The sequence below is a fragment of the Pseudomonas sp. IPO3749 genome (genome assembly GCF_013386605.1).
GTDB classification, from domain to species: domain Bacteria; phylum Pseudomonadota; class Gammaproteobacteria; order Pseudomonadales; family Pseudomonadaceae; genus Aquipseudomonas; species Aquipseudomonas azotoformans_A.
In genome coordinates this window covers 72,487-94,482 of sequence record NZ_JACARN010000042.1, presented here as the reverse complement: position 1 = coordinate 94,482, position 21,996 = coordinate 72,487, and the positions used below count along the sequence as shown (strand labels likewise).

Below are 21,996 nucleotides of genomic sequence, written 5' to 3'. Positions count from 1 at the left end.
GCAAGAATGCCCTTCCCAATGAGATTTCCATGAAACGTTTCGTTCTGCTGGACACCACCCCGATCCCCGACAACGGCGGTGCCTTGTGCCTGTTCGAATACGGTGAAGATTTCGTCATCAAGATCCAGGGCGGTGACGGCGGCCAGCTGATGAACACGCGCATGCACGGTTCCGAAGATGCCTTGGCCGAGATCCCCTGCCGCAAAGTTGCCGGGCGTGCGGATTCACGGGTGTTGATCGGTGGCTTGGGCATGGGCTTTACCCTGGCGTCAGCGCTCAAGCACCTGGGCAAGACGGCCGAAGTGGTCGTTGCAGAACTGGTACCAGGCGTCGTGGAATGGAACCGTGGGCCACTGGGCGAAAAATCCGGCCGGCCGCTGCTGGACCCGCGCACGGTGATCCGCCTGGAAGACGTGGCCAAGGTGCTGCAAGCCGAGCCCCAGGGCTTTGACGCGATCATGCTGGACGTGGACAACGGCCCCGAAGGCCTCACGCAAAAGGCCAACAGTTGGCTCTACTCGGCCGGAGGCCTGGCGGCCTGCGCCAAGGCCCTGCGCCCCAAAGGCGTGCTGGCCGTGTGGTCGGCCAGCGCGGACAAGCTGTTCAGCGACAAACTGCGCAAGGCCGGTTTCAAGGCCGAGGAAGTGCAGGTATTCGCCCATGGCAACAAGGGCACCCGACACACCATCTGGATTGCGCAGAAGCTGTGATCGGCTAACGCAGGGAGTTGCGGTAATCGATCACGTACGGCACTTTTTTGTCGAAGGTTTTTTCCAGCTCGTTACGGTCGAGTTGGGTCATGCCGCCCAGTTGATGGGCGGTGAAACCGCTGTCGCCGACCTGTGAGCCCGGCGCCAGGCTGACCATGCGCTTGGCCACGGCCTCGATGGCGTCCTTGTAGCCACCCTTCTTGTTCAGGTTGTACTTGCCCAGGTCAATTTGAGTGCGCAGCCAATTGCCCCAGTAGAACTCCAGGAACTCCGGCGCGATCTCGCCCGCCTCGGGCTTGCCATACGCGGCCTTGCGGGTGAAATACACCAGGCTGCGGAAGGTATCGTCCTGCAGGTTCTTGAAGCCCAGGTGCGCCGGCAATTGCTCGGGCGGCAAGGTCTGGCCTTGATTGTCCTTGAGCCAGACCTTGCGCGCGGCCTGCATGCGCTGCCAGAAGTTGGCCAGGGTGGGGCTGTTGCTGAAGTCGTCGGTGACCTTGACCCACATGTTCAGGCGAGGCCCGCCGCCGGGCACTTCCCACAAGGTGGTGAAGCTGTGGTGACCGTCGGTCAGGTACAACTGGCCGCCGGGGCCGACTACTACGGTTTTCATGTCGTCGGGATGGGTGCCCACCGGGTCCTTGCAGGTGAAGCTCGCCGGTATGTGAAGGTCCGCGCCCTTGGGCACGTTGTCGGCTTCGCCCTGGCCGTTGGTTTCGCAGTATTCATCGAAGACCTTGGCGGGTTTGTCGGCGAACAGGCCGAGGCTGTAGTAAATCTGGTCGAAACCCACCACGGCCTGGGTCGGGTGCAATTGGTCGAGGGCCACCTCGATCACCTGGCCGGGCTGGGGTGTCGAGAACGCTTGGGCTTGGGCCGTGAGCCCACACAACAACAGTGCAACAGTCCATGAATGCAGACGCATGAGTTTCAGTCCTTATGAGTAAAGTGAAGCGGTTATTTGCAACGCGAGCGGCTAGAATCAACCCTATCCGTGAACCCCCAAATAGCCAGGAGCCATGATGAGCTCGACCAACCCGCCCTCCCACACCGCCAAGCTGGACCGCATCCTTGCCGATGCCCAGCGCGACCGGGAAATGGGCTACCGCGATAAAGCCTTGAAAATGTACCCCCACGTGTGCGGCCGCTGCGCCCGTGAGTTCGCCGGCAAACGCCTGAGCGAACTGACCGTACACCATCGAAACCACAATCATGATGACAATCCCCAGGACGGTTCGAACTGGGAGTTGCTGTGCCTGTATTGCCATGACAACGAACACTCGCGCTATACCGACCAGCAGTACTTCGGCGAAGGCTCCACCAGCAGCCCGACGATTGCCAAGGCCACGCACAACCCGTTTGCGGCGTTGGCGGGGTTGATGAAGAAAGACGACTGAAACCGTCGCTGACTGTGCCGGCCTCTTCGCAGGCAAGTCGAATCGTCGCACCGCAGCTCCCACAATTGGAATGCATTCCCCTGTGGGAGCCGGGCTTGCCCGCGATAGCGATATCCCAGACAACACCGCACCCTGCCTAATCCCCGTATAATCGCCGTTTTTCTCCAAGGCACCCTTCCCCGTGGGCAATAAACGCTACAGCTGCATCGGTTTGTATAACCCCAAATCCCCCGAAAACGTCGGTTCGGTCATGCGTGCCGCCGGCTGCTACGGCGTGGCCTCGGTGTTCTACACCGGCGTGCGTTACGAGCGCGCGCGGGACTTCATCACCGACACCAAGAAAGTCCACCACGACATTCCGCTGATCGGCATCGATGACCTGAAAAAGATCCTGCCCCTGGGCTGCATCCCCGTCGCCGTGGAACTGGTAGAAGGCGCTCGCCCCCTGCCCGAATACACCCATCCGGACCGCGCGCTGTACATCTTTGGTCCGGAAGACGGGTCGCTGGACAAAGAGATCCGCGACTGGTGCGAAGACGTGGTCTACATCCCGACCACCGGTTGCATGAACCTCGCCGCCACCGTCAACGTGGTGCTCTACGACCGCCTGGCCAAGGGCAACAACACCCGCTCGGGCCCCAAGTACTGATCTTTTGGGAACATCCGACGCCTGCGGGCAGTCAGCTACTTATCAATAGCCCTCGTTGGAGACAGATCATGAGCGACAGCAAAACCTTGCGACCTATCATCGAACACACGCCTTTCGAGACTCAGCCCACACAGAACGTGCACGGCTGGGAGCGCATCGGCTCGGTGGCCGGTGGCGTGATGATGGTGGGCAAAGGCCTGCGCCGTGGCGGGATTTTCGGCTTGATCCAGGTGGCGATCGGCGGTGTAGCGCTGGCCCGTGGCTTTACCGGGCACAGCTCGCTCAAGGACAAGCTGGAACAGGGCCGCCAGGAAATGAATACCGTGCGCACGAAGATCGAACGCGCCGGGGCCGAGCTGAAGAACCTGAAGACCAAGGCCGAAGTGGCGGCCGAGAAGGCCACCAAAACCACCGGCTAACGCAGCAGCTTGTTGTCCAGCACCACCGACGACTCGCCAATGATACTTTCAGCCAGTTGCACGAACTCCGCGGTGGTGATGCTGTTGGCCCGCATCACCGCCTGCGCGAGGTCATCCAGCGAGCGCTTGTTATGCGTCTTTACGCGAATCTCGCGGTCCAGCTCCTGCAACACCACCACCGCCCGTGCCACCGTCGCACCGCTGACGTGTTCGCCGCGCAGGCTGGTCACGTCCTTGCCTTCCTTGTTCAATCGCGCCTGTATCGCCTGATACCGTTCGTCGGTGATGCCACCTGCCCGACGCACCAGCTCGATGGCGTAGTACTCGGCCAGGCCCTCGCTGATCCAGTCACTGGTGTCGTGGTCATTGAAACGCCCAATCGCCTGCACCACTTCGCGAATCAACGGGCTGCTGCCGTTTTCGCTGACCAGCGGCGTGCGGCTGTTGAGGTAGACCGAATCCCGCGCCGAGAACGCGCCACGGCGCATCGGGTCACTGGCGCCCACCACCAGCAGCTTGGCCGGATGGCGCGGGAAGGCCGCTTCCACTTGGGGCCAGACGAAGGTCAGCAACGTCAGCACGTCCATGCGACGCATGGCCTGGCCCTTGGGCGAAGCCACGGTGACTTCCGTCTCGCCCAGGCGCACGCGGCGGCTGCCGAGGTTGCCGGCGAGCATCCAGCCGGTGGGCCGGTCGAACAGGCGGGAGATGTTGTCGATGCGGAATTTGTTCTTGCCGATGCGCGGCCAAGCGGTTTCAACGCTTTTCCAGCCGGCCGGCAGTTCGAACACCAGGCGCGAGACCAACTCGACGCCGTCCTGCTGGTCGAGCCGCGCAGTCGGCACCAAGTCTTCGCCGCGAAACAACGCCCAGCCCGGCGTCATCCGCGCTTCATAGAGACCGGCCTTGCGTGCATGGGTGAGGCGTACGCGGTAAGTCAGGCTGGCCTTGTTGGCGCTGGGTTGCCACAGGCCACGATGCTCGGTGATGCTCCACTGGCCGTCGGCCTTGAAATCGCTGTAGTCACCGTCGGGGCCGAGGTCGAAGTTCAAGCTGCGCACCGCCGAGCCTTGGGAAAGGCTCACCCGCACCTCGGCCTGATCACTCTGGGGCAACAGTTTGACGTGATAATCCAGGTCGACTTTCTTCGCGCACCACGCCGATGTACTCAGCGCCAGCAACACCACAGATGCCGCCAGCTTGATTGCCCCCCTCATACCCACTCCTTGTCAGCCCGCGCGGAAAATCAGGTAATCCTCCCAGTCATCCTCAGGCACGCTGCCTTCGCTGAGCATGCGCCCGGACTGGGAAATGCGTTCGTGGTGCACGGCATCGCGGTCGCCGCAGACCAGGTGGTGCCACAGTGGCAGGTCCTTACGTTCGCTGACCAGGCGATAGCCGCAGGTGGGCGGCAACCATTTGAACTGGTCGGCCTGGCCCGGCGTGAGCTGGATGCAGTCCGGCACCGAGGCGCGACGGTTGGGGTAGTCGGTGCACTGGCAGGTTTTCAGGTCGAGCAGTTTGCAGGCGATCCGCGTGTAATAGACGCTGTTGTCGTCTTCATCCTCAAGCTTTTGCAGGCAGCACAGGCCACAGCCGTCGCACAACGACTCCCACTCCTCCTGGTCGAGGTGTTCAAGGGTTTTGCGTATCCAGAAAGGTTCGACTTTGGCGGCCATGGCTCTACATCGGTATCGGTAGGTGAAAAGGCCGCCAGTCTAGTGCCCAAGGCCCCTGGGGCCAAGCGCTTACGACTGGCGGTGTAACAACACTTGTCAGTCTAGTGGCCGCGCAGTAGTTTTGAGCGCCGAATTGACGATCAGGAACTGCTCCATGACACGTGTTGCCGATTATCCGATCCACACCCAGTTCACCGACCGTTGGTCGCCCCGCGCCTTCACCGGCGAGAGCATTTCCCAGGAGACACTGCTGAGCTTCTTCGACGCCGCGCGCTGGGCGCCGTCCGCCTACAACTCGCAGCCATGGCGCTTTCTCTACGCGCGCCGCGATACGCCGGACTGGGAGCGTTTCCTAGGCTTGCTGAATGAATTCAACCGCAACTGGGCGCAGCATGCGTCGGCCCTGGTGATCATCGCCTCGAAAACCGACTTCACCGCCCCCGGCGCCAGCGAAGAAACCCCGGCGCTCTGGCACACCTTCGACACCGGCTCGGCCTGGGGCCACCTGGCGCTGCAAGCCAGCCTCAGCGGTTGGCACACCCACGGCATGGCCGGTTTCGATCAGGAACTGACCCGCAAAGAGCTGAAAATCCCGGAAGGTTATGCCCTGCATGCCGCTGTTGCGGTTGGCAAGCTGGGGGACAAGTCGAGCTTGCCGGAGTACCTGCAGGGTCGTGAAGCGCCGAGCCCGCGTCGTCCGTTGAGCGAGTTGGTCTCGGAAGGTGATTTCAGCCTGTAATGCCAAGAGGAGCCGGCATGCCGGCTCCTCTGCTGTCAGTAACCGCGCTCGAAATCCACGGTTCCACGCAATGCTTGCTTGGCTTGATACGCCCGCACATTTTGCACGAACAGCTCCACCATCAGTGCCGGCGAGGTCGGCGCCGAACTGTGACCCGTCAGCAGAAGGCCCCACGCCGTCCAGAACGGATGACGTTGCGGCAACGGTTCCTGGCGGCACACATCAATCACCGCACCGGCCAGATGCCCTTCTTTCAAGGCCTCGACCAGGTCGGCGTCCACTACCGACACACCACGGCCGACGTTGATAAACAACCCGGTCGGCTTGAATTGCTTGAACAGCGCCGCGTCGTACAGATCATGGGTGCTTGGCGTGTTAGGCAGCAGGTTGATTACGTAGTCCACCTCACCCACCAGGCGACCCAGGGCTTCAAGCCCGGCCACTTCGATAAACGGCGCCTGTTCCCGAGTGGAACTGGCGATGCCGTACAGCTTCACGCCGAAGGGCACCAGGAACTCGGCAACACTCTGGCCGATGTCGCCGGTGCCGACGATCAGCACCTTGCGCCCCGCCAGGCTCTGGCCCATGCGGTTGTCCCATTTGCGCTCGACCTGGCTGACCAGGCGCGCCAGTACTTCGCGTTCATGGCCGAGCATATAAGTGAGCACGAATTCGGCCATGACCTGGCCATAAATACCGACCGCACGGGTCAGGCGATAGTCGCGTGGCAAACCTTCAGCCAGCAGCGGCGTTATGCCGGCCCAAGTCGATTGCAGCCATTGCGGCTGATGGCCTTGGCGCAACAGCGTCGCCAGCAAGTCCGGCTGGCCCAGCCAGACCGGGCAATCGGCGGCCAGGCGCGACAGTTCGGCCGAGTCGCCGCTGGTCAGCACTTCAAGGTCCGGTGCCGCTTCGCCGAGCAATTGGGCGTAGAGCGGGTGATCCTGTTCAGCAATCAGAACACGCATGCATAAAACCTTTCAAAACAGAACGGACGGCTGCCCGCATCCTTACGGCCACCGCCCACTTATACGATTCCATTGAAGCACGTGCCCCGGACGGAGCACGGGTCGATCACATCGGGTCGTTGCGACGCAGCAGCTCTTCGGGCAAGTGTTCGATGTACTCGTCCTCGGGTGGCGGCATTTGCAGGTGGTAACCCTGTTTGTCGAGGTTTTCCAACACCTGCACGATGTCTTCCTGTTGCAGCTTGCGCTCAGGCGTCAGCACCAGGTTGAACGCGTGTACCGGCTTGCCGAATACGGTGAGCAGGCCTTCAGGCACGCGCTCGAGGGCATCGCTTTTCAGGACGTAAAGGTACATGCCGGCGCGTTTAGGGCTGCGGTAGATGGAGCAGATACGTTTCAAGGCTGTTCTCCGGCGGAGGCCAGGCTGTCGAGCAGCGCCTGGCCCATCAACTCGCGGCGCCAGCCACGCAGCGAGTCTGGCAATTTATAAGGCCCATCGGGGTAGCCACTTTTGACCAGGGCTTCGAGGGTTTTCTTGCGCAGCATCAGTTCCGGCGCCATCTCCAGGCGTTCGGCTTCAGCTTGGCCAAGGGCACGCAATTGCTTGATCAGTGCGGCGGCATCCACCGGCAACGGTTCGGCAACGGCAGGCGGCCATTGGTCCATCGACACGCTGCCGGCACGTTTGATCAGGTCCAGCAGGAACTGGCCGTCCTGACGCACGGTGCGCGGGTGCATGTCTTCGATCTTGCCCAGGGCGGCGAGGTTATCCGGCTGGGATTTGGCCAGGGGCCACAATGAGTGTTCGCGAATGATGCGGTTGCGCGGCAGGTCACGGGCGCGGGCCTGCTGCTCGCGCCAGGCGCAGAGTTCACGCAGCACGGCGAGTTGGGCGCGGGACAGCTTCCATGCCAGCTTGGCGTCGCGATACACCTCGTACGGGTCGACTTCGCGGCGCAGGTTGGCGACCAACTCCGCGCCGTCTTCCAGCACCCAGGCGTACTTGTCGTCCGATAGTTGCGGACGCAGGCGCGTGTAAACCTCGGCCAAGTGCACCGCGTCTTCGGCGGCGTAGCTGACTTGCGTCTCGGACAACGGCCGCTGCAGCCAGTCGGAACGGGTCTCGCCTTTGGGCAGCTCGATATCCAGCACGGCTTGCACCAGGCGCGAGTAGCCCATGGAGAAACCAAGATTCAGGTAAGCGGCGGCCAATTGGGTGTCGAACAATGGCACGGGCAGGCTGCCGGTCAAGCGCAGCAACACTTCGAGGTCTTCGCTGCAGGCATGCACCACCTTGATCACCGCCGGGTTCTCCAGCAAGGCGGCCAAGGGTTGCCAGTTGTCGATGGTCAGGGGATCGATCAGGTAAGCGCGTACGCCATCACCAATCTGGATCAGCCCGGCAATGGGATAAAAGGTGTCGACCCGCATGAATTCGGTGTCGAGGGCGACGAATGGCAACTGCTGCCATTCGGCGCAATGCTGGCCGAGGCTATCGTTGTCGCAGATCCAGTGAATATCGATGGCCACACGGCTCTCCCTTGAAGAATGGCGCGCAGTATATATCGCGAAAGGGGCTAGCGAGCATCCGCAGTGCACAGGCAACCATGAAAACTCAGACAGGAGTTGAAGAATAGTCCGACAGGCGGGACTTATCCTCTCTTACGCAGCACGTAGACCCGCCACAGGCTTGAGCCCGGCATGAATTCCTGCTGATGCAGGACCTTGAAGCCCGCCTGGCGGAACTCCTCTTCGACGGCGGTACGGGAATTGACCGAGACAATCACCGTGTCGCGGCTGACCCGGTGAAACTCGCGCAGCAGGGCCGAGCGCCCTTCACTGCTGGGCACATGGCGAAACAATTCCAGGCAGAAAATGCAGTCCACCGCATTCGCCGACAAACCGATGGAAAACGCTGAGCCCTGGAACGTCTTGACGCGCTTGAGCAACGACGCCGGGTGATGGGTGCGGGCATGGTCGAGCATGTCCTGGGAGTTGTCCGACGCCAGGATCACCCGATTGACGTGTTCGGCCAGCACGGGCCAAAAGCGCCCCGAGCCACAGGCCAGGTCCAGCACCAGTCCAGGCTCGCCCGCGACTTTCAGCGCCTGGCGCACCAGCCACTCGTCGCGCCACGATGCCAGTCGCTGCCGCAGCCCTGGCGGGCGTGTATCGGCGCAGACCCTGGCGTGCTCGCGGTCACAGCGCTCGGCGTATTCGATCTCGATGGATGAGGGTGGTTGTGGCGACATCGTGGGCTCATGTGGGTGGAACGGCAGTGAACGACCTTGATTCGCAGCTTAACCAGTGCAATGTCAAAAAAAGGTCGAAACGTTCACCACCGAATCCGGTTCACGCCTGATGCAGATACCAGCCCCAATCCTGCTCGCCCACCTCGCCCATGAACTGGCGGTATTCGGCGCGCTTGACCGCCAGGTACACGCCGAGGAATTCACTGCCGAACGCGTCCCGCGCCCAGCTCGACCCTTCCAGGGCGCGCAAGGTGGTCAGCCAGTCGGTGGGCAGCAACTCCTTGGCCTGGGCGTAGCCGTTGCCTTCTACCGGAGCGCCGGGGTCGCGCTGTTCGCGGATACCGCGATGGATGCCGGCCAGGATCGCGGCAGCGGCCAGGTAGGGGTTGGCGTCGGCGCCGCAGATGCGGTGCTCGATATGCCGCGAGTTGGCCGGGCCGCCCGGCACGCGCAGGCTGACGGTGCGGTTGTCCACGCCCCAGGTGGCGGCCAGCGGGGCGTAGCTGTTGGTCTGGAAGCGGCGATAGGAGTTGGCATTCGGGCAGAACATCAGCAAGGAATCAAGCAAAGTACTGAGCATGCCGCCCACGGCGTGGCGCAGCAGCGGCGTACCGTCGGTGGCTTCGCTGGCGAACAGGTTGTTGCCCTCGGCGTCTGCCAGGCTGACGTGCATGTGCATGCCGGTGCCGGCCAGGTCGTCGAACGGCTTGGCCATGAAGCAGGCGGTCATCCCGTGTTTATGCGCCACGCCCTTGACCAGGCGTTTGTAGCGCACCGCTTCGTCCATGGCTTGCAGGGCATCGGCGCGGTGTTCCAGGGTGATTTCAACCTGGCCCGGCGCGTATTCGGAGATGGCCGTGCGCGCCGGGATGCCTTGCAGTTTGCAGGCGCTGTAAAGGTCAGCGAGGAAAGGCTCGATCTGCTCCAGCTCGCGCAGGCCGTAGACCTGAGTCGAACGCGGGCGACCGCCGTCCACATCCCGCGCCGGCTGCGGGCGGCCGTGGCTGTCGGGTTTCTGGTCGAGCAGGTAGAACTCCAGTTCCGCCGCCATCACCGGGTAATAGCCGTCGGCCTTGAGTCCGTCAATCACCTTGGCCAGCAAGTGCCGGGGGTCGGCGACGGTGGCGGGCAGGCCTTCGGTGGGGTGCATGCTGACTTGCACGGCGGCCGTCGGAATCAGGCGCCACGGCATGCGCTGCAAACTGCCGCTGATCGGGTAGGCGCGGCAATCGATATCACCCACTTCCCACACCAGCCCGGAGTTTTCCACGTCGTCGCCATTGATGGTCAGGCCAAGAATGGTACTGGGCAAAGGCCGGCCACTTTCATACACCGCCAGCAACTCATCGCGGTGCAGCAACTTGCCGCGTGGCACGCCATTGTTATCGAGGATAAACAGCTCGAACATCTCGATGTCCGGGTTCTGTTCAAGGAAGGACTGGGCTTCGTGCAGGCAGGCAAAGACACTCATGGGCATTCTCATACGTGTGGGTCAGGCAGGCGCGCACGTGCGCGCCATCCAGGGGATGGATCAACGTAGGAATGCAGTATCTGGTGGGCGTGCGTGTCGGCAGTGGAACAGGGCCCAGAACGCGAGATCGGACGGCAGTGTCGCGGGGTGGGTGTCGGAAGAGCCGTCCATGCGGGAATCACAATGCTAGAGGTAACCGCCAGCGTCACACGCCAGCACAGGTGATTAAATTCAGGGTTGGCGGAGTTTGGTTGCGACTTGGCTAAACATTCGCCACACCTTGCTACCGTGCCCGGTGCTGGAAATAATGAGCGCCCACGCCCATGCCCCAAGGACTCGACCGCATGAAAGCTCCTTTCGCCCTCTGTGTACTGGCAAGTCTGGCCACCAGCGCCCTGGCCGACACCGCGCCGTCGCGCCTTGACCAGGTGTTGCAACGCGGCACGCTGACGGTCTGCACCACTGGCGACTACAAGCCCTACACATCGCTGCGCGCCGACGGCCGCTACGAAGGTATCGACATCGCCATGGCCGAGTCCCTGGCCAAGAGCCTCAACGCAAAAATCCAATGGGTGCCTACCACCTGGAAAACCCTGATGCCGGACTTCCTGGCCCAACGCTGTGACATCGCCGTAGGCGGCATTTCGGTATCGCTGGAGCGTCAGAAAAAAGCCTTCTTCAGTCAATCCCTGGGCGTCGACGGCAAAATCCCGTTAGTGCGCTGTGCCGATGTGCAGCGCTACCAGAGCGTCGAACAGATCAACCAGCCCCAGGTGCGCGTGATCGAGCCCGCCGGCGGCACCAACGAAGTATTCGCCCGCACCCACTTGGGCCAGGCGCAGATTCGCCTGCACGACAACGTGACCATTTTCGACGAACTGCTGGCGGGCAAGGCCGATGTGATGATCACCGACGCCAGCGAAGCGCGTTACCAGCAGAAGCTCAAGCCGGGGCTGTGTGCCGTGAACCCCGAGCGGCAGATGCAGTACAGCGAAAAAGCCTTCCTGTTGCCCCGTGATGATGTGGCCTGGAAAAGCTACGTCGACCAATGGCTGCACCTGAGCCAGGCCACGGGGGCGTATGACGCTATCGTCAGCCAGTGGCTGGCCGCGCCTTGATCAACGCCACGAAGGCGCGACACGCGGCACTGCGATAGGCGCCCTTGCGACTCAGCAGGGCCACGGTGCGTTGCGGTAATGCCGGGCTGATCGCCACCGCGTTCAACCCTGGCTGGGCCTCGGCGATCGCGCTGGGCAGGATGGTTGCCAGCGCCGTGCTGCGCACGATTTCGATGATTGCGCTGATGGAGTTGGCCTCCATCGCAATCAACGGCCTTATCCCCTGGGCACGGCAGTAATCATCGATGTAGCGCCGGGTCGCAAAGCCTGGGTTCAACAACACCAAGGGTTGCGCCAGCCACTGCCGGCCATCCAGGCCCGGATGGTTGGCGCCGACCACCCCACTCAGCGTTTCAACAAACAGCCCTTCGCACTCGATGTCCGGCAGATGCTCGCCGGTAAAACCAATGCCGATATCCAGCGCGTCTTCCGCCAAGGCGGTTTCCATGCGGTCCTGGGTCAGTTCCTCGATGCTCACGGTAATGCCCGGATAGCGCTGATTGAACTGCGCCAGCAACGGCCCGACCAGGTAGGCGGTAAAGGTCGGCGTCATGGCCAGGCGCAGGTTGCCTCGGCTCAACTCCTGCACGTCATGCATGGCGCGGGTGCCGGCCTGCAGGTCCTGCAAGGCCAGGCGCGCAAAGCGTACATAGGCTTCACCGGCATCGGTCAGGCTGACGCTACGCCCTGAGCGGTCCAGCAGCGGTGCGCCCAAGGTGTCTTCCAACTGCTTGATCTGCTGCGACAAGGTCGGCTGCGACACATGCAGCGCCTCGGCAGCGCGGGTGAAATTGCGGTGTTCAGCCACCGCCAGCAGGTAACGGATATGGCGCAGCAACATCGAAGCCCCCAACTATAGGCATGACCAATGGAAACCATAATAAGCCGGTCTTGGACGCTATAGCTGAAAACTTCCATCCTTGCCCTATCAGCGACGCAAGGAGAACTTCCCATGCAACATCTCATCGACGGCTTCCGCAAATTCCAGGCCGAAGCCTTTGCCCAACGCAGTGACCTGTTCAAACACCTGGCGACCACGCAAACCCCGGGCACGCTGTTTGTGTCCTGTTCCGACAGCCGTGTGGTCCCCGAGCTGCTGACCCAGCAGGAACCGGGCGATCTGTTCGTGATCCGCAACGCCGGCAACATCGTGCCGTCCTACGGCCCGGAGCCGGGTGGTGTGTCGGCCACCGTCGAATACGCGGTGGCGGTGCTGGGGGTCAGCGACATTGTGATCTGCGGCCATTCCGACTGCGGCGCAATGACCGCCATCTCCACCTGCAAATGCCTGGATCACCTGCCGGCCGTGGCCAACTGGTTGCGCCATGCCGAGTCGGCCAAGGTGATCAACGCCGCCCGCCAACACGCATCCGATGCCGCCCGCTTGAGCGACTTGGTGCGCGAAAACGTGATCGCCCAGTTGGCCAATCTCAAGACCCACCCTTCCGTCGCCCTGGCCTTGGAACAAGGTCGGCTGACGTTGCACGGCTGGGTGTACGACATCGAAACCGGCGCCATCGACGCCCTGGACAGCCGCAGCGGGCGCTTCGTTTCGCTGCTCGGCCAACCCACTCACGCGGCCTGACCCCATTTCCAACCCAGAGGACATCACCATGTTGCAATCCAACTTCTCCCAAACCCCACGCCTGGCCCTGGCCGACACTATCATCGACCTCAAGGCCCGCAAGAACCTGTCCTGGCAGGACCTCACCGACGGCACCGGGCTCAGCCTGGCGTTCGTCACCGCCGCCCTGCTCGGCCAGCACCCGCTGCCCAGGGACGCTGCGGACGTGGTGTGCGACAAGCTCGGCCTGGACCAGGACGCCAGCCGCCTGCTGCAAAGCGTGCCGCTGCGCGGCAGCTTCCCCGGCGGCGTGCCGACGGACCCGACGATGTACCGTTTCTACGAAATGCTCCAGGTCTACGGCACCACCCTCAAGGCGCTGGTCCATGAGCAGTTTGGCGACGGCATCATCAGTGCGATCAACTTCAAGCTGGACATCAAGAAGGTCGAGGACCCGGACGGTGGTTCCCGCGCAGTGATCACCCTGGATGGCAAGTACCTGCCGACCAAACCCTTCTGAGTCGCCCGCGACCGTCTACGCTCTTGTCACACCAACAAGAACGAGGGACGGATAATGAAGGCAGTGTTCCGACTCACCTGGCTGCTGCTGTTGTGTTTCAGCCAGGTGCACGCCGCAACGACTCAGGATGAAGACGCCCAGGCGGCCAAGGCGCTGCTGGAAAAAGCCTTGGCCTACTACCAGAGCAACGGCGACAAGGCGTTTGCCGCCTTCAGCCGACAGGGCGAATTCGTCGACCACGACCGCTATGTGTTCGTGGTCGACACCCAAGGCGTCCTGCTGGCCAGCGGTGGCCCCTCCTCCGCCTTGATCGGCCGCGATGTATCCGAAGTGCTCGGGCCGGACTTGCGCCAGTCCTTCAAGGATGCGCTCAAGGTGCCGGAAGGCCAGGGCATCCAGCAGGCAGACTATCGCTGGCAGAACTGGAACGATGGCAAGGTCGAACACAAGCATGTGTTTTATCAGCGCGTGGGCGAACGCATTCTCGCGGTGGGTTATTACCTGCCACGGGCCACGCCGGAACAGGCCCGGGCCCTGCGCAACAAAGCGGCAACCGCCTTGCTCAAGGATGAAACCGGCACACTCAAGGCCATCAACTCATTGCAGGGCGGTTTCCTGCAGGACGACCTTTATGTGTTCGTGGTGGACCTCGATACCCAGCGCTATGTAGCCCACGGCACCAACCTGCGACTGGTCAACACCGACTTCAGCAAGATCAAGGACCCGGACGGCAAGCCCGTGGGCGAGCCTATCCTCAAGTTGATGGCCGAGCAGGACCAGGGCGAATACAAATACCGCTGGAAAAACCCGGTGACCGACAAGGTCGAGAATAAGCACGCGTATGTGCGCAAGGCCGGGCATTTCATGGTGGCGGTGGGTTATTACAGCCCTTGAGACTACTTGGCCTTGTCTTCACGGCCACGCAACACCCGATTGGGCATCGCGATTGCCGCCGCCAGCCCCAGCAGTGACACCGCCGCACTGACCATCAACAAATGCCGGAACGTCACCGCCAACTCTCCGCGCAGGGCATCCTGCGCCGGGCCGGGGGCGGCGTTGAGGCCGTCGAGCAGCACGTTGCCGGAACTGCCTTCGGCCACCAGCGCGCCGCTGGCCAAGTGGGCGAAGCTGGAATCCTGCAACAGCGCCAGCAACAGCGCCGACATGCACGCTACTCCCACCGCCCCGCCCAGGGAACGGAACAGGTTGGTGGTGCTGGTGGCGACGCCGATATCGCGCTGTTCCACCGAATTTTGCGTACCCACCAGGGACGTCGGGAATTGCATGCCAGCCGCGATTCCGCACAACAACATAAACAGCGCCGTCAGCCCCACCGCCTGGGGCGCGCTCAGGGCCATGCCGAGAATCGCGAAGGGGCTCAGCAACGCGCCGCTGAGGATCATCGGCTTATAGCGACCGGTCACCGAGGTCATGCGCCCGGCAAAATAAGCCCCCATCGGCAAGCCCATGGCCAACGGCAACAGGTGCAACGCCGCGCTGTCCGCACCCGAACCGGTCACTGTCTGATAACGCAGCGGCATCAGCACCGTCAGGGAAATCGCCTGGAAGCTGGTGAAAAAGATCGTGCACCAGCACAACACCGCACTGCGGTTGGCGAACAAATGCATCGGCAACAACGGCTCTCGCGCCCGACGCTCATGCCAGACAAACACCGTCAACGCCACCAGCGCACACACCAGCAAGCCCAGCACCTGACTGTCACGCCAGTGATGACCCTGGCCGATTTCGGTGATGCCCAACAACAAGGCCGTGAGGCCAACGATCATCAACACTGTGCCGAGGTAATCGATGATCGGCTTGCGCTGCGGCACCGGCAGGCCCACCAGGGTGCGATGAGCCACGTACCAGGCGCCAGCGCCCAAGGGCAAGTTGATCAGGAACACCCAACGCCACGACAGGTATTCGGTCATGTAGCCGCCCAGCACCGGCCCGGCCACGCTGGCCACCGCGTACATGCTGCTGAAATAGCCTTGGTAGCGGCCGCGTTCGCGGGGCGGGATGATGTCGCCGATGATCGCCTGGCTCACCGAGATCATGCCGCCGGCGCCGATGCCCTGGAGGATCCGCGCCAGCACCAGTTGCTCCATGCTTTGCGCCATGCCGCAGAACAGCGAGGCCAGGGTGAACAGGCCCATGCCGATCAGCATCATTGGCCGCCGCCCGTACAGGTCGCCGAGCTTGCCGTAGATCGGCACCGCCACGGTCATCGCCACCATGTAGCCGGAGATGACCCAGGCCAGCAGGTTGACGTCGTGGAACTGGGCGGAAATAGCGGGCATGGACACGGCGACAATGGTCTGGTCCAGCGCCCCCAGGAAGATCGCCATCATCAGTGAGGCGAGAATACTGCGCACAGCGGGCAGTGGCGGAGCAGGCTGATTGAGGTGCGTCACGGCAAGACCTTCGAGCAAGGCCCGCGGGAAAAGGCGGCCCACGGGAATGCTCGATACGATAGCAGGCTATTCGATAGCTTCGTAAGGAAGTCCGACGTAATTTTCTGCGATGGTCTTGCGCCCCGCCTCGGAGTGAATGAAGTACTCCAGCTCACTCTCGGCGATGCGCTGGCTGAACCCATCCGCCTCGGGAAACTGGTGCAGCATCGAGGTCATCCACCAGGAAAACCGCTCGGCCTTCCATACCCGCCGCAGGCAGATGGCGGAGTAACGCTCCAGCAAATCCACGCGCCCTTCGCCGTAGACCTTGAGCAGAATCCGGTACAGCGTACTCACATCACTGGCCGCCAGGTTCAAGCCTTTGGCCCCGGTGGGCGGCACGATATGCGCCGCGTCACCGAGCAGGAACAGGCGCCCGTACTGCATCGGTTCCACCACAAAACTGCGCAGCGGTGCGATGCTTTTTTCGATCGAAGGGCCGGTGACCAGCTGTTCGGCGAGGTGGCTGGGCAGGCGGGTTTTCAGTTCACCCCAGAAACGGGCGTCGGACCATTCGTCAATCGGTTCCTCCACCGGCACCTGCAGGTAATACCGGCTGCGCGTCGGCGAACGCATGCTGCACAACGCGAAACCGCGCGGGTGTTTGGCGTAGACCAACTCAGGGTGAACGGGCGGCGTGTCGGCGAGGATGCCCAGCCAGCCGAACGGGTAGACACGTTCAAAGACCTTGAGCGATTCAGCCGGGATCGATTGGCGCGCAACGCCGTGATAACCGTCGCAACCGGCGATGTAATCGCACTCCAGGCGAAAGGCTTGGCCCTGATGTTCGAAGGTCAGCCAGGGTCGATCACTTTTGAGAGCGTGGGGCTGCACATTGCGCGCTTCATACAGGGTGGTGGCACCGGCGGCGGCACGGGCAGCCATCAGGTCGCGGGTGACTTCGGTCTGGCCGTAGATCATCACCGATTGACCGCCGGTCAGGCCCTTGAGATCGATATGGGTCAACCGGCCGTTCAGCGACAACTCGAAACCGTCATGCACCAGGCCTTCGTTGTCCATGCGCTGGCTGACGCCGGCCTGCCGCAGCAGGTCGACCATGCCTTGTTCCAGCACGCCGGCACGGATGCGGCCTTGCACGTAATCGGCGCTCTGGCGCTCTAGGATGAGGGTCTCGATCCCTGCCTGATGCAGCAGTTGGCCAAGCAGCAGTCCGGAAGGACCGGCGCCGATAATGGCGACTTGGGTTTTCAGCGTTTTCATTATTTTTATGGCCCGCAAGTTCCACTCGAACGGATCGGGTGAAAGAGTTGTCATTGGTCTTGTTGCTGACATTTTTCACTTGAGTGAGCGGCATAAGAAGGTGAAAACTGCGCCAAAGCCTGCGCTTTTTGCCAATCGGGGCGATTACCGCACCACTCTTCCGAGTATCGGGTTGAAACCATGACCAAAACCGCAATTCCGGTCTTCAAGCTTTACGGGGAACACCAGCAATGGCCCACCCCCGATTTGTTGCACTGCGAAACCATTTCCCGGCGCAGTCGGGAATACCAGTGGGAAATCCAACCCCACCGGCACGCGGACCTGTGCCAGTTGCTCTACGTGCACAAAGGCCAGGCACAGTTGGAAATCGAAGGCCAGCGCACCACCCTGAACGAAGCAACCCTGCAAGTCCTGCCCCCCTTGTGCGTGCACGGGTTCCGTTTTCCTGAGGACGTCGAAGGCTACGTAGTGACGCTTTCGGCGCCGTTGGTCAGCCACCTGCAAACACAATTGGGCGCCACCGTGGACGGTTTACAAACGCTCGGCAGTTACCCGGCGGGCAAAGACAGTGATTACCTGAACAGCCAGTTCGCCCGCTTGCAGGATGAATACGCCGATGAACAACCGGCACGGGACATGATGATGCACGCGTTGATCAGCGTGTTGCTGGTATGGATCAGCCGCCAGGCCATCCAGCGCCGTCACCCACGTGCGCCAAGGGGGCGTGAATACTTCCGGCGCTTTACCCAGTTGGTCGAGCAGCATTACCGCGAACACCCGAAGATCGAGGATCTTGCCCACAAGCTGGGGATCTCGGTCTCACACCTGAACGGGACATGTCGGGAATTGGGTGGGCAACCTGCGTTGCAGATCATGCATGACCGCCAATTGCTCGAAGCCAAACGCCTGCTGACGTACACCAGCATGACCATCAATGAGATGTCGGAAGTGCTGGGCTTTTCCGACCCGACCAACTTCTCTCGGCTGTTCCGCCGACGGGTCGGGTTCTCACCCAAGGCGTTTCGCGAGCAGTTGAAAGCCGAACCATCGGCTACCTGAGCGCGCTGAAACTGCCGGTTCGGGGAACACATTGATCCTGATGGCAGCTGATCGCAAAGGTCGGCTGCATACGGGTTTGCTCCACACGGTAGGCGGCGGTCCCGTAGAGTGCGCTGGCAATGGCGCACAGGCTGAAAATCATCAGGTACTTTCTGGTTTTAATGCTCATGGCACAGACCTCTGCGGATCTACAGGGTGCTGTCTAAAGCATAGGTCAACCAGGCCAAGTTGCCATTATCGGACGACATTCAACCGGTTGATCCCAGCCTAGAGCCCGACATCCCACGCCGGCTCTTCCGGAAACCGCAGCACCAGGAAATCCAGCAAGCTGCGCAGCGCCGACGGCATGTGTTTGCGCGAGGCGTACACCGCGTAGATGTTCATCTGCCGAGGCTCGGCCTCGGGCAGCAAGCGCACCAGTTCGCCGCGACGGATGTAATCGCCGGCCTGGTAAGTGGGCAACATCGACACCCCGGCACCGGCCAACGTCACGCGTAACAACGTACTGGCCTCGTTGGAGGTGATATTGCCGTTGATCGGCACCGAGACCGGCTCACCTCGCTCTTCGAAATGCCACAGGCTTTTACCGAAATAGGAATGGGTGAGGCAATTGTGACCGGCCAGGTCTTCGACCTTCTGCGGCGCAGGATGCTCCAGCAGGTAGGCCGGCGAGGCACACACCACCGAGCGGCACACCGTGAGGCGCCGGGCAATGAGGTTGGGGTCCAGGTCGTTGCTGGTGCGGATAGCCAGGTCGATGCGCTCATCCACCAGGTTCACCGTGCGGTCGAGCATCTGCAGGTCGACCGTTACCAGCGGGTAGCGCTTGACGTATTCGGCAATGGCCTGGGCCAGTTGCGCCTGGCCGAACGAGGTGCTGACGCTCAAGCGCAGCAAACCACGGGGGGCTTCATCGGGCTCGCTGACGGCGGCTTGCATGTCGCAACACAATTCCAGCAATTGCCGACAGCGTGGCAGGGTTTCACTGCCCGCTGCCGTCAGGCTGAGCTTGCGCGTGGTGCGGTGCAGCAAACGGGCGCCGACCCAGTCTTCCAGCTCTGCCAGGTAGCGCGACACCACCGGCCGCGACAGGTCCAGATGATCGGCGGCGGCGGACTGGCTGCCCAGGTCCACCACCGTGACAAACACGCGCATTGCTTGAAGACGATCCATGATCTGCCCGATTTCAGAAACAAACTATGTCCCAGCATCGCATTTTTAGTCTGGTTTTGTGCAACTAAGCTCTGTGCATCCTTTACCGATGCTGGAGCTGCCCGATGTTCTCAACCTTCAAGCGCCTGACCCTGGCCACCGCCGCCCTGGCGTTCGCCGCCCATGCGGCTGCGGCCGAGCTGAAGCTGGACGTGTACAACCCAGGCGAAGCCGCGATCTTCCCGGTCAGCTCGGTGTTGGTCAGCGGCGCCAAGGACGCGATCCTGGTGGACGCCCAATTCGGCAAAGGCCAGGCCGAGCAATTGGTGCAGAAGATCCGCGCCAGCGGCAAGCACCTCACCACCATCTACATCAGCCATGGCGACCCGGACTACTACTTCGGCCTCGACACCCTCACCGCCGCCTTCCCCGATGCCAAGGTGCTGGCGCCGCAACCGGTGGTAGACCACATCAAGGCCACCGTCGCCGGCAAGCTGGAGTTCTGGGGCCCGAAAATGGGCGCCGACAAGCCGTCTAAAACCATCGTGCCGCAGGTCCTCGAAGGTCACAGCCTGAGCCTGGAAGGCCAGCCACTGGAGGTCATCGGCCTGGATGGCGCGCAGCCGGATCGAAGTTTTGTGTGGATCCCGTCGATCAAGGCCGTGGTCGGTGGCGTGGTTGTCTCCGAAAACATCCACCTGTGGATGGCCGATACCCAGAGCGCGAAGTCCCATAAAGACTGGCTGGCGACACTGCAACGCATCCAACAGCTGAAACCAAAGACCGTGATCCCGGGCCACTACCTCGGCACACCGACGCTGCAATCGGTGGCCTTTACCGCCGACTACATCAAGGCCTTCGACGCCGAGACCGCCCAGGCCAAGGATTCCGCCGCCCTGATCGCGGCCATGAAAAAGCGTTACCCCACCCTCGCCGACGAAAGCTCGCTGGAACTGAGCGCCAAAGTCGCCAAGGGCGAAATGAAGTGGTGAACCGTTTCAAACCCTAACGTACTGGAGAACGTCATGAGCAAGATTGCAATCATTGGGGCCACCGGCCGTGCCGGTAGCCAACTGCTGGAAGAAGCGCTGCGTCGTGGGCACACCGTCACCGCCATCGCTCGTAATACCGACACGCTGGCCGTGCGCCCTGGCGTCACCGTCAAACAAGTCGACGCCCTGGACGCCAACGCCCTGCAACAGGCGGTGAGTGGCAGCGACGTGGTGATCAGCGCGGCGCACTTCGCCACCCTGCCCGCCAGCGCCGTGATCGAGCCGGTGAAAAAGGCCGGGGTAAAACGTCTGCTGGTGGTGGGCGGCGCCGGTTCGTTGTTGCTGCCAGGTGGCGGTCGGGTGATCGACAGCGTGGGTTTCCCTGAGGAATACAAAGCGGAAGCCACGGCGGGTGCGGCGTTTCTTGACGCACTGCGCCAGGAGAAGGAACTGGACTGGACGTTCCTGTCGCCGTCGGCGGAGTTCGTCGAGACCGAGCGCACCGGTCAATTCCGGGTGGGCCAGGATGACTTGCTGGTGAGCAGTGAAGGTCGCAGTTGGATCAGTTTTGCGGACTATGCGATTGCGTTGATCGACGAAGTTGAATCGCCGAAACACTCAAGCCAGCGTTTCACCGTAGGTTACTGAGGCAACGCGGTTAAAAACTGTGGGAGCTGGCTTGCCTGCTCCCACAGTTGATCTCGGGTGTTACGACTGTTGCGCTTGGCTCACTAACCAGTCCATCAGGGCCTCAAGCCCAGCCGAAGGCTCGGTCCCCGGCGGATACACCAGGTAATACCCCATCCCCGTCGGCACCCGAAGCTCAAACGGCATCACCAACCGCCCCGCCTTCAAATCCTCGCCAATCAACGCACTGTCGCCAATCGCCACGCCGGAACCTTGTGACGCAACCGTCATCGCCAAATCCAGCGTTTCAAAATGATGGCCCTGGCTCAAATTGCCCAGCCGCGTCTGCGCCGCCTTGAGCCACAATGCCCAATCCCGTTCATCCCGCGTGGGGTGCAGCAAGACCTGTTGCTGCAAATCTTGCGGTGTGTGCAAGCCCGCGAGCAGTGCCGGTGCGCAGACCGGCGTGAGCTGTTCATCGAACAGATGCCGCGCCTCGGCCGATTGCTCGGCGATGGGCGCATAGATCACCGCCGCGTCGAATTGCTCGCGGCGAAAGTCCACGGTGTAGGCCACGGTGGTGGTGAGTTCCACCGGCACGTCCGGGCGTTCCTTCTGCCATTGCATCAGGCGCGGCAGCAGCCAGCGCATCACACAGGTGGACGCCTTGAGTTGCAGGACCTGGCGGCGACTGCCGATCTGCTCCACCGCCTCGCCGAGCAGGCCAAACACCTGCTGTGCGCGCAGTGACCATTCGCGACCCTCTTCGGTCAGGCTCAAGCCACGCGCCTGGCGCTGGAACAGCGCATAACCCAAATGACTTTCCAGCCCGGCAATCTGCCGGCTCACCGCGCCCTGGGTGATGTGCAGTTGCTCGGCGGCGCGGGTGAAGTTGCAGCACTGGGCCGTGACCCAGAAGGTGTGCAGCGCGGGCAGTGGCGGGAGGCGTTTCATCGGGGCGCAGCCATGACGTGAGGACATGGCTAGTATGACTTTTTATCGATTG

Annotated in this window: 26 protein-coding genes; 12 read left to right on the top strand and 14 right to left on the bottom strand. The window is 62.1% G+C overall.

From position 1 onward, the window contains the following. Positions 1-29 precede the first annotated feature (29 nt). The gene (locus tag HX812_RS17620; RefSeq protein ID WP_038846233.1) at positions 30-710 is read left to right on the top strand and encodes a spermidine synthase; all 681 of its coding nucleotides are present in this window, start codon (positions 30-32) and stop codon (positions 708-710) included. A 4-nt stretch (positions 711-714) separates the two neighbouring features. Here the strand turns inward: HX812_RS17620 and HX812_RS17615 are convergent, their stop codons facing one another. Beyond that, positions 715-1,635, bottom strand: a complete 921-nt coding sequence (locus HX812_RS17615; protein ID WP_038846235.1) for a ParB/Srx family N-terminal domain-containing protein — start codon at positions 1,633-1,635, stop codon at positions 715-717. Positions 1,636-1,732: 97 nt separating this feature from the next. Here HX812_RS17615 and HX812_RS17610 point away from each other — a divergent pair, with 97 nt between their 5' ends. The 3 genes from HX812_RS17610 to HX812_RS17600 all read left to right on the top strand — a co-directional run bounded on the left by HX812_RS17610 (position 1,733) and on the right by HX812_RS17600 (position 3,175). Then, the gene (locus HX812_RS17610) at positions 1,733-2,107 is read left to right on the top strand and encodes a YajD family HNH nuclease (protein WP_003210675.1); all 375 of its coding nucleotides are present in this window, start codon (positions 1,733-1,735) and stop codon (positions 2,105-2,107) included. Between the two features lie 181 nt (positions 2,108-2,288). Next, complete coding sequence (locus HX812_RS17605; protein WP_003189607.1) at positions 2,289-2,756, top strand: RNA methyltransferase; 468 nt, start codon at positions 2,289-2,291, stop codon at positions 2,754-2,756. Positions 2,757-2,824: 68 nt separating this feature from the next. Further along, positions 2,825-3,175, top strand: a complete 351-nt coding sequence (locus HX812_RS17600; protein ID WP_033902602.1) for a DUF2892 domain-containing protein — start codon at positions 2,825-2,827, stop codon at positions 3,173-3,175. Here HX812_RS17600 and HX812_RS17595 read toward each other — a convergent pair. Then, the gene (locus HX812_RS17595) at positions 3,172-4,392 is read right to left on the bottom strand and encodes a hypothetical protein (RefSeq protein ID WP_038846240.1); all 1,221 of its coding nucleotides are present in this window, start codon (positions 4,390-4,392) and stop codon (positions 3,172-3,174) included. The genes HX812_RS17600 and HX812_RS17595 overlap by 4 nt on opposite strands. Before the next feature lie 12 nt (positions 4,393-4,404). Beyond that, complete coding sequence (locus tag HX812_RS17590) at positions 4,405-4,854, bottom strand: YcgN family cysteine cluster protein (protein ID WP_003172524.1); 450 nt, start codon at positions 4,852-4,854, stop codon at positions 4,405-4,407. A 154-nt stretch (positions 4,855-5,008) separates the two neighbouring features. Between HX812_RS17590 and HX812_RS17585 the strand changes: the two genes are divergently transcribed. Next, complete coding sequence (locus tag HX812_RS17585; protein WP_038846242.1) at positions 5,009-5,593, top strand: nitroreductase family protein; 585 nt, start codon at positions 5,009-5,011, stop codon at positions 5,591-5,593. Between the two features lie 35 nt (positions 5,594-5,628). Here HX812_RS17585 and HX812_RS17580 read toward each other — a convergent pair whose 3' ends face one another. The 5 genes from HX812_RS17580 to HX812_RS17560 form a co-directional block, all read right to left on the bottom strand. After that, a complete protein-coding gene (locus tag HX812_RS17580; protein WP_038846243.1) occupies positions 5,629-6,561 on the bottom strand; it encodes a D-2-hydroxyacid dehydrogenase in 933 nt (310 codons plus the stop codon). Between the two features lie 106 nt (positions 6,562-6,667). Then, positions 6,668-6,961, bottom strand: a complete 294-nt coding sequence (locus HX812_RS17575) for a YcgL domain-containing protein (RefSeq protein WP_033902606.1) — start codon at positions 6,959-6,961, stop codon at positions 6,668-6,670. Next, positions 6,958-8,091 carry a ribonuclease D gene (gene rnd / locus HX812_RS17570; RefSeq protein ID WP_038846244.1) on the bottom strand — a complete coding sequence of 378 codons (1,134 nt, stop codon included), beginning with the start codon at positions 8,089-8,091 and terminating at the stop codon, positions 6,958-6,960. Before rnd ends, HX812_RS17575 begins: the two co-directional genes overlap by 4 nt. Before the next feature lie 122 nt (positions 8,092-8,213). Further along, a complete protein-coding gene (locus HX812_RS17565) occupies positions 8,214-8,813 on the bottom strand; it encodes a class I SAM-dependent methyltransferase (RefSeq protein ID WP_038846246.1) in 600 nt (199 codons plus the stop codon). Positions 8,814-8,913: 100 nt separating this feature from the next. Continuing rightward, positions 8,914-10,284: a glutamine synthetase family protein gene (locus tag HX812_RS17560; RefSeq protein ID WP_038846249.1), complete on the bottom strand. Its 1,371-nt coding sequence runs from the start codon at positions 10,282-10,284 to the stop codon at positions 8,914-8,916. A gap of 344 nt (positions 10,285-10,628) precedes the next feature. On the opposite strand from HX812_RS17560, the gene HX812_RS17555 reads away from it, so the two are divergent. Next, positions 10,629-11,402 carry a transporter substrate-binding domain-containing protein gene (locus tag HX812_RS17555; protein WP_038846251.1) on the top strand — a complete coding sequence of 258 codons (774 nt, stop codon included), beginning with the start codon at positions 10,629-10,631 and terminating at the stop codon, positions 11,400-11,402. Here HX812_RS17555 and cynR read toward each other — a convergent pair. Then, positions 11,377-12,243, bottom strand: a complete 867-nt coding sequence (gene cynR / locus HX812_RS17550; protein WP_038846254.1) for a transcriptional regulator CynR — start codon at positions 12,241-12,243, stop codon at positions 11,377-11,379. The genes HX812_RS17555 and cynR overlap by 26 nt on opposite strands. 111 nt (positions 12,244-12,354) lie before the next feature. Between cynR and HX812_RS17545 the strand changes: the two genes are divergently transcribed. From HX812_RS17545 to HX812_RS17535, 3 genes are read left to right on the top strand one after another with little or no spacing between them, the layout of a single operon-like run. Then, positions 12,355-12,987, top strand: coding sequence for a carbonic anhydrase (locus tag HX812_RS17545; RefSeq protein ID WP_038846255.1), 633 nt, complete (start codon positions 12,355-12,357; stop codon positions 12,985-12,987). 28 nt (positions 12,988-13,015) lie between these two features. Then, the gene (gene cynS, locus HX812_RS17540) at positions 13,016-13,486 is read left to right on the top strand and encodes a cyanase (protein WP_038846257.1); all 471 of its coding nucleotides are present in this window, start codon (positions 13,016-13,018) and stop codon (positions 13,484-13,486) included. Positions 13,487-13,540: 54 nt separating this feature from the next. Next, complete coding sequence (locus tag HX812_RS17535) at positions 13,541-14,380, top strand: cache domain-containing protein (RefSeq protein ID WP_033902614.1); 840 nt, start codon at positions 13,541-13,543, stop codon at positions 14,378-14,380. 2 nt (positions 14,381-14,382) lie between these two features. Here the strand turns inward: HX812_RS17535 and HX812_RS17530 are convergent, their stop codons facing one another. Both HX812_RS17530 and pobA read right to left on the bottom strand, forming a co-directional pair. Further along, positions 14,383-15,900 (bottom strand): MDR family MFS transporter, encoded by a 1,518-nt coding sequence (locus HX812_RS17530; RefSeq protein ID WP_050572430.1) that lies wholly within the window; start codon positions 15,898-15,900, stop codon positions 14,383-14,385. A gap of 66 nt (positions 15,901-15,966) precedes the next feature. Continuing rightward, positions 15,967-17,151, bottom strand: a complete 1,185-nt coding sequence (pobA, locus tag HX812_RS17525) for a 4-hydroxybenzoate 3-monooxygenase (protein WP_177128243.1) — start codon at positions 17,149-17,151, stop codon at positions 15,967-15,969. Between the two features lie 189 nt (positions 17,152-17,340). Between pobA and HX812_RS17520 the strand changes: the two genes are divergently transcribed. After that, positions 17,341-18,219, top strand: coding sequence for a helix-turn-helix domain-containing protein (locus HX812_RS17520; protein WP_038846261.1), 879 nt, complete (start codon positions 17,341-17,343; stop codon positions 18,217-18,219). On the opposite strand, the gene HX812_RS17515 is transcribed toward HX812_RS17520, so the two are convergent. Next, positions 18,212-18,388, bottom strand: a complete 177-nt coding sequence (locus HX812_RS17515; protein WP_016975214.1) for a hypothetical protein — start codon at positions 18,386-18,388, stop codon at positions 18,212-18,214. The two genes, HX812_RS17520 and HX812_RS17515, sit on opposite strands and share 8 nt — an antisense overlap. A 98-nt stretch (positions 18,389-18,486) precedes the next feature. Next, the gene (locus HX812_RS17510) at positions 18,487-19,392 is read right to left on the bottom strand and encodes a LysR family transcriptional regulator (protein ID WP_038846263.1); all 906 of its coding nucleotides are present in this window, start codon (positions 19,390-19,392) and stop codon (positions 18,487-18,489) included. Positions 19,393-19,496: 104 nt separating this feature from the next. Between HX812_RS17510 and HX812_RS17505 the strand changes: the two genes are divergently transcribed. Together HX812_RS17505 and HX812_RS17500 are read left to right on the top strand one after the other, a co-directional pair. Next, entirely contained in the window at positions 19,497-20,363 is an 867-nt protein-coding gene (locus tag HX812_RS17505; RefSeq protein WP_038846265.1) for an MBL fold metallo-hydrolase, read from the top strand. A gap of 33 nt (positions 20,364-20,396) precedes the next feature. After that, positions 20,397-21,011: an NAD(P)-dependent oxidoreductase gene (locus tag HX812_RS17500; RefSeq protein ID WP_038846267.1), complete on the top strand. Its 615-nt coding sequence runs from the start codon at positions 20,397-20,399 to the stop codon at positions 21,009-21,011. Positions 21,012-21,071: 60 nt separating this feature from the next. Here HX812_RS17500 and HX812_RS17495 read toward each other — a convergent pair whose 3' ends face one another. Next, positions 21,072-21,944 carry a LysR substrate-binding domain-containing protein gene (locus HX812_RS17495; RefSeq protein ID WP_038846269.1) on the bottom strand — a complete coding sequence of 291 codons (873 nt, stop codon included), beginning with the start codon at positions 21,942-21,944 and terminating at the stop codon, positions 21,072-21,074. Positions 21,945-21,996: the final 52 nt, after the last annotated feature.